6 protein-coding genes and 1 pseudogene are annotated in these 10,261 nt (G+C 67.5%); 1 reads left to right on the forward strand and 6 read right to left on the reverse strand.

Going from position 1 to position 10,261, the window contains the following annotated elements:
• Positions 1 to 1,377: sialate O-acetylesterase (locus tag AB4Y84_RS05175; protein WP_442249846.1), on the reverse strand; the 1,377-nt coding region annotated here is incomplete at its 3' end.
• Positions 1,374 to 3,488 (reverse strand): alpha-glucuronidase family glycosyl hydrolase, encoded by a 2,115-nt coding sequence (locus tag AB4Y84_RS05180; RefSeq protein WP_442243541.1) that lies wholly within the window; start codon positions 3,486 to 3,488, stop codon positions 1,374 to 1,376. The genes AB4Y84_RS05180 and AB4Y84_RS05175, both read right to left, overlap by 4 nt.
• A 111-nt stretch (positions 3,489 to 3,599) precedes the next feature.
• On the opposite strand from AB4Y84_RS05180, the gene AB4Y84_RS05185 reads away from it, so the two are divergent.
• Positions 3,600 to 4,658, forward strand: a complete 1,059-nt coding sequence (locus tag AB4Y84_RS05185; protein ID WP_442243542.1) for a LacI family DNA-binding transcriptional regulator — start codon at positions 3,600 to 3,602, stop codon at positions 4,656 to 4,658.
• A 20-nt stretch (positions 4,659 to 4,678) separates the two neighbouring features.
• Here AB4Y84_RS05185 and AB4Y84_RS05190 read toward each other — a convergent pair whose 3' ends face one another.
• The 4 genes and pseudogenes from AB4Y84_RS05190 to AB4Y84_RS05205 form a co-directional block, all read right to left on the reverse strand.
• Positions 4,679 to 7,234 (reverse strand): glycoside hydrolase family 3 N-terminal domain-containing protein, encoded by a 2,556-nt coding sequence (locus AB4Y84_RS05190; RefSeq protein ID WP_442249847.1) that lies wholly within the window; start codon positions 7,232 to 7,234, stop codon positions 4,679 to 4,681.
• A gap of 5 nt (positions 7,235 to 7,239) precedes the next feature.
• The gene (locus AB4Y84_RS05195) at positions 7,240 to 8,649 is read right to left on the reverse strand and encodes a sugar porter family MFS transporter (RefSeq protein WP_442243544.1); all 1,410 of its coding nucleotides are present in this window, start codon (positions 8,647 to 8,649) and stop codon (positions 7,240 to 7,242) included.
• Between the two features lie 47 nt (positions 8,650 to 8,696).
• Entirely contained in the window at positions 8,697 to 10,031 is a 1,335-nt protein-coding gene (gene xylA, locus AB4Y84_RS05200) for a xylose isomerase (RefSeq protein ID WP_025877150.1), read from the reverse strand.
• A 43-nt stretch (positions 10,032 to 10,074) separates the two neighbouring features.
• Positions 10,075 to 10,261 (reverse strand): annotated as a pseudogene (locus AB4Y84_RS05205) (xylulokinase); the annotation flags it as partial.

Raw genomic sequence — 10,261 nt, forward strand, 5'->3', positions numbered from 1 at the left:
GCGCAGGCGTGCGAGGTATGCCATTGCGTCGCCGGTATTGGATTCACCCTGGTACCACAGCACGCCGCGCAGGCCATAGGCGCCCAGTGGCGAAATCATGCCGTTGTACAGCGTCGACAGTCCTGTAGCGGCATGCCACGGTGCCAGCGGCGGCGCCTGTACACCGGGCGCCATCCGGTACTGCCAGCGCGCATCGAGCGCGATGCGCGTACCGTCATCCAGGCGGATGGCGTGCGCACTTGCGGGCCCTGCAAGCCCACCCTCACCGTAGGTGTCCAGGACATTGATCACCACCGTATTGGCACCGGCCTTCAGCAACCCGGGCGGTAGCGCATACGTCCGCCGCTCACCCGCGCCGTACTGGCTGCCCACGGCGACACCGTTCACCCAGGTCATGTCCGTCTCGTCGACGGGACCCAGCTCAAGCCAAGCGTGCTTGCCGGCCTGCGCGGCCGTCAGGGTCACCTGGGTGCGGTACCAGACCATGCCGTTGTAGCCGGCCAGCGCCGGGACACCCCAGCGCTCCCACGCGCCGAGCGTGGCCGGTGCGCGTTGCCATCCGCTGCTGTCGGTACCGGGCTGCCAGGGCGTATCGGCGGCGGCACCTTCGCGTGTTGTCCACCAGTGTTGCCAGTGCTGGCCCCAGCGGGTGTTTGCCGCTGCGGGATCGCGGGCAGACAAGGCGAGCACGTCCAGTGCTGGCCCCATGCCGCCCTGCATGCGCAGGGCATCGGTGCTGGTCCAGGCCTCGATGCGCGAACCGCCCCACGCCGCCTGGATCAAGCCCATGGGGACATCGACCGTCTTCTGCAGTTCGCGCGCAAAGTAGAAGCACGCAGCGGAAAAGTCGCGCACCGTGTCCGGCGCCGCCGTATGCCACGCCACAGACGCCGGAAAATCACTCTGTGGTGAAACCGCCGCCGCCTTCGGTACGGTGAACAGGCGGATCTTCGGTTGCGTGGCGCTGGCGATCTCGCTGTCTGCGTCCAGCGTGCGCCCCACCGGCAGTTCCATGTTCGACTGCCCGGAACACAACCAGACGTCGCCGATCTGCACGTCGTGCACGATCTGGGTTGCGTCCCCCGCACGCACCGACATTGCATGGGGGCCGCCGGCGGCCATGGACGGCAGCGTTGCCTGCCAGCGGCCGTCGGCCGCCGCGTGGGTGCTGACCGTCCGCCCTGCAACGGTCACCGAAACCGTGGCACCTGGCGCGGCCCGGCCCCATACCGGAACCGGCTGCTCACGCTGCAGCACGGCGTGATCCTGGAACAGCGGATGCAGCAGCGCCATCCCTGGTTCCTGCGCCGCTGCATTCGTGGCACAGCCGCCCATGGCGACCACCAGCATCCAGCCCACCCACGACGTCGGCTTCATCGCCCATCTCCCGGTGCGGACGGAAACTGCAACGCCTGGTACCAGGCCAGCGGATGCGGCGGCGCGGCTTCGCCTGCGGGCAACGGCCTGCCGCTCACCGACTGGAAGTACGCCACGCTGGCATCGCGCCACCACTGTGCTTCGCGCAGCTGGATACGCAGGAAGGCCGCGACCTGCGCATGCCGTTGTGCATCCACCCTGCCCTGCAGCCCTGCCCAGGTGGCCTGCATGCCCTGCACCTGCCGTACCCCCTGCGAGTAGCGCGCGACCAGCTCGTCCCACAGTGTCCGCCCCGAGGCCATGCGGTGGTCCCACGGCACGTGGTGGAACCACAGCAGCAGCGGCTCCGGAACCCGCGCCAGGTCGCCATACTGCTCGGCCACGCCGGGGGAATACTGGGCCACGGCGTTGCTGCCGCGTGCGGTGCGGTCGAAGCCGATGCCGTTGTGATCCGCACGGTGGTAGTACACCGACGTCCAGTCCGCGCGCGGGCCGCCATCGACCCATGGACCGGGACCATAGTGGTGCCCCAGCGCCATCAGATGGTGCAGGCCCAGCGGCGTCATGTAGTTCACCGCAGCCTCGCGCGAGCCCATCATCATCCCGACGATGGGCTGCACCGCGCCGGGATCGGCCGAGAACGTCAGCGCCGCCCAGTCCGCCGCGATGTCCTGGGCCGATTGCCGCGGATCCCACGCAAGACGGCCGAAGGCGTACCAGTTGGCCTGGTCGAAGTGCGATCCACTCCAGGTGCGGTCGGTGCCGATGTTGGCGACCCCGGCCATGCCGGCCAGGGACTGCGCCACGGTGGCCCCCTTGCCGCGTGTGCGGGTGTCGGCCCGCAGCACTTCCTCGTACAACGGCCCCAGGTAAACCAGATGCGTGGCAAAGCCCAGGTACTCCTTGGTGATCTGCACTTCCATCACCAGCGGCGTGCGCGGCATGGCTCCGAACAGCGGATGGAACGGCTCACGCGGCTGGAAGTCGATGGGCCCGTTCTTCACCTGCAGCACCACGTTCGGGCGGAACGCACCATCCAGGCCGGCGAATTCGCTGTAGGCCTGCGTGGCGCGGTCCGCAGGAACGTCGTGCGCATAGACGAAGGCGCGCCACATCACCACGCCGCCGTGCGGGGCCAGCGCATCGGCCAGCAGGTTGGCGCCGTCGGCGTGCGAGCGGCCGTAGTCCTGCGGGCCGGGCTGCCCTTCCGAATTGGCCTTCACCAGGAAGCCACCGAAATCGGGAATGCGCGCGTAGATCTGGTCGGCTTTGTCGCGCCACCAGCGTTGCACGGCCGGGTCGAGCGGATCGGCGGTGTCGAGCCCGCCCAGCTCGATGGGTGCGCTGAAGCGTGCACTCAGGTAGACACGGATGCCGTACGGACGGAACAGATCGGCCAGTGTTGCCGCTTTGTCGAGATAGTCAGGCGCAAGACTCTGCGCATTTGCATTCACGTTGTTGAGCACGGTGCCGTTGATGCCTACGGATGCGTTGGCGCGTGCATAGTCGGTGTAGCGCGGGTCGCGCCACTCCGGCAACGTCTGCCAGTCCCACAGCGAACGGCCTGCGTAGCCACGTTCGACATGGCCATCCAGGTTGTCCCAGTGATTGAGCACGCGCAGCCGGAGCCGTGGCGATTGACGCACATCGAGAGCGTCCAGTGCCGCGCCGGTCTGCAGCAGCCGCAGCAGATGGAACACCCCGTACAGCACGCCGATATCCCGCGGTGCGGCGACCAGCAGCACATCGCGTCCGCCCACCCGTGTGCGCTTGAGCAGGTAGCCTTCCTCGCCCAGCGGCTGCATCTGCGCACGAAACGGCGCGATCAACGCCGACGACTGCGGCGTACCCAGCACCAGCATGGGGCCGGTGGCTGCCGTACCCGGCAACTGCGGAGCGCTGCCGAGCAGCCCGGCCAGTCCACGCTGCAGTTCATCGCGCGCGGCGCGCTGCGTGGCTGTGTGATCAGGGGCCACCACCTGCCCCAGGCGGGTGCGGTAGTCGGCAGCGAGGGCCGGTTCGAGCGGAACGTAGCGCATCCACAGGGCATGGCCATCCTCTGCGCGCGCGTCGCCGATGCAGGCCAGCAGCGCCAGCACGGCAGCGAACATCCAATGACACCGCTCGCCATCCGGACCGGACCGTTGGGCGGCCGGCAAACCTTGTAAGCTCCAAACGTGCGCGGGCTTCGGCAGCGTCACAGAGAAGAACGGGAGCGCGTATTGGACAAGCCGAAGAAATCGGTCCGCCGCAAAAACAGTGGCGTGACGATCGACGAGGTGGCGGCCCTGGCCGGAGTGTCGCCGATGACGGTGTCGCGGGCGATCAACCAGGGCAAGGTGCGCGACGTCACCCGCGAGCGCGTGATGCGCGCAGTGCGTGAACTGGGCTATACGCCCAACCTCGCCGCCAGTTCGCTGGCCGCCGCGCAGCACACGCGTATTGCACTGATCTACACCGACCCCAGCGGTGCCTACCTGCGCGAACTGCTGGTCGGCCTGCTGCGCGTAGCGTCCAACGCTGCCATCCAGCTGGTCATCGACTACTGGGACGAGCCGGGCCCGGCGGCCCAGCGCAAGGCCGCGCGTGCCCTGGCCGGGCGGGTGGACGGCGTCATCCTGCCGCCGCCGCTGTGCGAATCGAAGCCCGTGGTGACCGAGCTGGTCAAGGCCGGCATCCCGGTGGTGGCGATCGCGCCGGGTCACCTCGGCAATGACATTTCCTGCGTGCGCATCGATGACTTCCACGCCGGCAGGGAATTGGCTGAACACCTGATCCAGCAGGGCCACCGCCGCATCGGCTTCATCTGCGGGCGCACCGACCTCAGTGCCAGCGCGCGGCGCTATGACGGCTTTGTCAGCGCGCTGCACGACGCCGGGCTGGAGGTCGACCCCGCCCTGGTCGAACAGGGCGACTACACCTACCGCTCCGGGCTGGCCGCTGCCGAGAAACTGCTGTGCCAGCCCAGGCCGCCCACCGCAATCCTGGCCAGCAACGACGATATGGGCGCGGCGGCGATCTCCGTCGCGCACCGGCGTGGCCTGGAGGTGCCCCGCGACCTGTCGGTGGTCGGCTTCGATGACAGCTCCGCCGCCACGACGGTCTGGCCCGAGCTCACCACCATCCATCAGCCCATCGCCTCGATGGCCGATGCCGCCATCGAGATCCTGCTGCGTACCATCCGCCGCCGCAGCGAGGGCGTGCACGTGTTGACCGACCACGTGGTGCCGCACCGGCTGGTGGTGCGCGATTCGGTCACGCGCCCACCCGGTTCCCGATAGCGCAGGACGCAGCGTCACGGTCACGCGCCTGCGCACCCGATGCTGGTCTCCGCCTCGTTCAGGGCGCCCAGCGCGACACGTGACACCGACAGTGTCATCGCCCCCGCCGTTCCGATCGACCACGGGCGATCCAGCTTGCCGACGTCCGCACCTGCGGCTGCAAGGCACTTCAGCGGCACGCCCACGCGCGTCCATTGGCCCACCGGCAGTTTTGCAAGCGTCGGCGTGAGCGCAATGCGGGCCGAGCAGCCCGTGCCGCAGTCCACCGCCAACCAGGCCTCGCCACGGGGTGCAGACTCCACCCGCAACGTGGTCAGCAGCATCAGGTCGCCGTTGCTTTCGCGCTGCAGGTCCAGTGCCGTGTGTGACTGCAGCGCGGCAACTGCCTCAGCCTTGCCCGACCAGGCCAGGCGGCGGCCATCTTCCTGTGCCAGGTGGTCCACGCCGGTGACCTTGAGCAGATCGCCCTCCAGGGCCTCCGGCACCTTGGTGACCGTGACGCCCTGCCCCGTGCTGTTCTGCAGGCGCAGGGCCATGCCTGAACCGGCTTCGCCGCGCGCGAAGAACACGCCGCTGGCACCTTCATTGCCGGTTACCCCGGAGACTTCCGGCAGCGCCGCCAGATCGCCGTTGTCGGCGTAGGACAGGCCGAAGCCGAAGGCGAACTGCGGGTCGTAATCCTTCTGCCCCACATTGTTGGCGTACTGCGTCGCCGTGCGCGGCCAGCTGAAGCTCAACCTGCCCTTGAAATCGTGCTGCACGCTGCCATCAGGCGTGCGCAGCAGCACGTCGGCAACGCCAGCACCTTCCGAGCCGGGCAGCCACGCCGCCACGAACGCATCAGCGGCGTTGATCTCGCGGTTGACCCACAGCGGGCGTCCGCTCAGGAACACGGCCACCACCGGAATGCCGTCGGCCTTCAGCCGCTTGATCAGGTCAAGGTCGGCATCGTCCCCCGGCTTGTAGGCCAGCGTCGGCAGATCGCCCTGGAACTCGGCATACGGGCTTYCGCCGAATACCACCACGGCCACATCCGGCTTCGTTACATATTTCCCATCGACCGCCAGCACTGCCTCGCCACCCGCGGCCGACGCCTRCTGGGCGATGCCCTCGTAGATCGTGTCCGCATTGGGGAAGTCCTTGCGGGTCGTGCCGGTGCCCTGCCAGTTCAGCGTCCAGCCGCCGGCCTGCTTGCCCACGTCGTTGGCACCGTCACCGGCGACCAGGATCCGTTGCTTGGGCGACAGTGGCAACACGCCCCCCTGGTTCTTCAGCAGTACCAGGGATTCGCGCACCGCCTGCCGTGCCAGCGCACGATGTTCCGGTGCGCCGATGAGGGCGAACTGGCCGCCGACCGCACGTGTGGACGGCTTGCCGGCCTCGAACAGACCCAGCCGCATCTTGACGCGCAGGATCCGGCGCACCGCCTCGTCCAGCCGTTGCTGGCTGATGGTGCCGTTCTTCACGGCGGCCAGCGTGGTCTCGTAGAAGCCCTTCCAGCTGTCCGAGGCCATGGCCATGTCCAGGCCCGCATTGATGGTGGCCGGGCAATCGGTGGTCGTGCAGCCCTTGACCTGCCCGTGGCCGTTCCAGTCGCCCACCACGAACCCACCGAAGTGCATGCGGCCCTTCAACGCATCGGTCAGGTACTGCCTGTGACCATGCATTTTTTCGCCGTTGACGCTGTTGAAGGAGGCCATGACGGTCTGTGCGCCTGCAGCGATCGCCGGCGGATACCCGGCCGCGTGGATGCGCACCAGGTCCGCTTCGCTGATCCGGGTATCCCCCTGGTCCTTGCCATCGGTAGTGCCACCGTCGCCGAGGAAGTGCTTCACCGAGGCGATCACATGACGACCATCGAGGAACGCGGGCGTACCCACTTTGCCCTGCAGGCCTTCGACCATTGCACCGGCATAGCTGGCCACCACCTCGGGCGATTCGGAATAGCCCTCATAGGTGCGCCCCCAGCGGTCGTCCTGCGGTACCGCCACGGTTGGTGCGAACGCCCACTCCATCCCGGTGGCACGGGTCTCCAGCGCGGTCACCTCGCCGATCCGGCGCAGCAGATCCGGGTTGCGGGCGGCGCCCAGGCCGATGTTGTGCGGGAACAGCGTCGCGCCGATGATGTTGCTCTGCCCATGCACGGCATCGATGCCGAACAGCACCGGAATCGCTTTGCCGCCGGTGGAGGTGTCCATCGACGCCGCGTAGAACGCATCGGCCAGCGCCAGCCATTCGGCCGGCGCGGCATCGTAACGGCCACCGGGATCGGAATTGCCGCCGGCCAGGACCGAGCCCAACCGATAGCGGCGCACGTCGTCGGGCGTGATGCTGGCGATATCGCCCTGCACCAGCTGGCCGACCTTTTCCTCCACCGTCATGGTGGCCATCAGGTCGGTGATGCGCTTTTCCAGCGCGGGGTCCTCGGCCAGTGGCCAGGCGACCTGCGGCCACGGGTCCGGCGTCGCGGCTGCAGTTGCGGCAACGTTTTCATCCTTGCCGCAGGCCGCCAGTGCCAGCAGCAGCGTGGTCAGCAGCACGCCAGCGTGGGCGCGGCCAACGTGTCGATGGGTCATCGCGTTCATCCTTCCATCTGCTCCAGTTCCTTGCCCTTGGTTTCRTGCACGTACCTGAGCACGAAGAACACCGAAATGACCGCCGCCACCAGATAGATGCTGTACGTGGCTGCCAGCCCGGTGACGGCCAGCAGAATCGGGAAGGTCACGGTGACGGCGAAATTGGCGGTCCACTGCGCCGCACCGGCCACCGCCAGGCCCGAACCGCGGATCTGGTTGGGGAACATCTCGCCCAGCATCACCCACATCACCGGGCCCCACGAGATGTTGAAGAACACGACATAGGCATTGGCCGCTACCAGCGCCAGCGTGCCCATGCCCGCAGGCAGCTGCAGGTGCGTATCGACCAGCGAGCCACTGGCGAATGCGGCCACCAGCAGTGCCAGTGACACCGCCATGCCGGCCGAGCCAACCCACAGCAATGGCTTRCGCCCGATGCGATCGATCAGCAGCACGGTGACGATGCAGGCGCCGATGCTGAGCGCACCGGACAGCACGTTGATCAGCAGCGCGTCGTTCTCGGAGAAGCCGACGGCCTGCCAGAGTACGGCACCGTAGTAGAACACTACGTTGATGCCGACCAGCTGCTGGAAGGTGGCCAGGCCGATGCCGACCCAGACAATCGGGCGGATCCTGCCGGTGGCCTTGTTGCGCAGGTCCGACAGCCGCGGCCGATGGTGGTCGGTCGACAGCGAAGCGTCGATCTCGGCAAGCTTCGCCTGCGCCTCGACACCGCCGTACAGCCGCGCAAGCACCTGCAGCGCCTCGTCCTTGCGGCGCTTCACCATCAGGTAGCGCGGGCTTTCCGGAATGGTCAGCAGCAGTGCCAGGAACAGCAGCGAGGGCACGGCCTGCATCCAGAACATCCAGCGCCACGCTGCATGCCCGCCCCACAGTGCCTCGGTGGACGCACCGGCGGTGGCTGCCAACAGATAGTTGGACAGGAACGCGACGGTCAGCCCGCTGATGATGGCGATCTGCTGGACCGTGGCGAGCCGGCCACGGTAGCGCGCCGGCGCGACTTCGGCGATGTAGGCCGGGGAGATGACACTGGCGGCCCCCACCGCAAAGCCCCCCAACACCCGCGCGACGATGAACATCGCCGAGGAGGATGCGGCGCCGGCGCCGATCGCCGACAGCAGGAACAACACTGCCGAGACGATCAGCACGTTGCGGCGGCCGAGACGGTCGGCCAGCCGGCCGGCGCTGAAGGCACCCACGGCGCAGCCCAGCAACATCGAGGCGATCTCGAACCCCTGCATCCACTCGCCGGATCTGAACGCCTGGTGCAGGCCGTCCTGGGTGCCGTTGATCACGCCGCTGTCGAACCCGAACAGGAATCCGCCAATCGTCGCCACCACGCTGATCAGTACGATCAGCCGGGTGTTCTCTCCACCGCTCATTGCCTGCTGCATTGCCGTGTCCCTCCCCGGTTCGGTGTCATCGATGCGAGCCGCTGTGCTCAACGCAGCAGGTACTGGTTGATCAGGTTCTCGTAGCGCTCCTGCTTGCCGCTGATCTGCCTGGGCTCGCCGCCCTTTGCACCCAGCGCAGCCAGCTCTGCGAGACTGAGCGCGCCGCCCGCGAAGTCCTTGCCGGCACCACTGTCGAAGCTGGCGTAACGCTCCTTGCGCCACTGCTCCAGCGGCGAGTCGTTCAGCAGCGCATGGGCCACTTCCAGCCCGCGGGCGAAGGCATCCATGCCGCCGACATGGGCAATGAACAGATCTTCCAGGTCGGTCGATTCACGGCGCACCTTGGCGTCGAAGTTCAAGCCGCCTTCCAGACCGCCCTGGCGCAGCACCACCAGCATCGCGCCCACGGTGTCGTACAGGTCGGTGGGGAACTGGTCGGTATCCCAGCCGTTCTGGGCGTTGCCGCGGTTGGCATCGATGCTGCCGAGCAGGCCGTGGTCCGAGGCGACCTGCAGATCGTGTTCGAAGGTGTGGCCGGACAGCGTCGCGTGGTTGGCCTCGATGTTGAGCTTGAAATCCTTGTCCAGGCCATGTTCCTTCAGGAACCCCACCACGGTGGCGCTGTCGAAGTCGTACTGGTGCTTCATCGGTTCCATCGGCTTGGGCTCGATCAGGAAGTTGCCCTTCAGGCCGATGCTGCGGCCATGGTCGCGCGCCATGGTCAGGAACCGCGCGAGGTGGTCGACTTCGCGCTTCATCTGGGTATTGGCCAGCGCGGCATAGCCTTCGCGGCCGCCCCAGAACACGTAATGCTCGCCGCCCAGTTCAACGGTGGCCTCCAGCGCCGCCTTTACCTGCACGGCGGCACGCGCCACCACTGCGAAATCCGGGTTGGTGGACGCACCGTTCATGTAGCGCGGGTGCGAGAACAGGTTGGCCGTGCCCCACAGCAGCTTCATGCCGGTTGCATCCTGGCGCGCCTTGGCCAGGCCCACCATGTGCTTCAGGTTCTTTTCGTACTGCCCGACATCCTCGGCGTCCGGCGCCAGGTCGATATCGTGGAAACACCAGTACGGCACGCCCAGCTTGGTGAAGAACTCGAATGCCGCGTCCACCTTCGCCTCGGCGGTCGCCATCGGCGAGCCGGCCTCCCAGGGGAAATGACGGGTACCCGGACCGAACGGATCGTGCCCGGCATTGCAGAAGGTGTGCCAGTAACAGACTGCAAAGCGCAGATGTTCCTGCATGGTCCTGCCGCCGATGACCTTGTCCGCGTCGTAGACCTTGAACGCGAGCGGGTTGTCCGAGCCCCGGCCTTCGAAGGGAATGCGGCCGATGCCGGGGAAGTATTCCTTGGCGCCGATGAAAGGTTGCGTGCTCATGGTGCGTCTTCCTGTCGTTGTGCGAGGTGTCGCGGAAAGGAGATCAGCCGCGGTACAGCGGCGTGATGGCGTCGAGATGTCGAAGGAAACGGGCGTAGGCCGTGGCGTAGGCTTCGGCGCGCGCCGTGTCCGGGCGTGCCGAACGCAGCGGGTCAAGCGCAACGTGGCGGTCGGCGACGTCGGCGATGGAGGCGGCATCGCCGCGGCCGTGGCCCAACGCCCACAGGGCC

It is taken from the genome of Stenotrophomonas sp. 2YAF22, assembly GCF_052114665.1.
Lineage (GTDB): Bacteria > Pseudomonadota > Gammaproteobacteria > Xanthomonadales > Xanthomonadaceae > Stenotrophomonas > Stenotrophomonas indicatrix.

Bases quoted from the DNA above. Each gene is read 5' to 3' on its own strand.
- AB4Y84_RS05180 (WP_442243541.1), bottom strand. From the start codon at position 3,488: ATGTTCGCTGCCGTGCTGGCGCTGCTGGCCTGCATCGGCGACGCGCGC.
- xylA (WP_025877150.1), bottom strand. From the start codon at position 10,031: ATGAGCACGCAACCTTTCATCGGCGCCAAGGAATACTTCCCCGGCATC.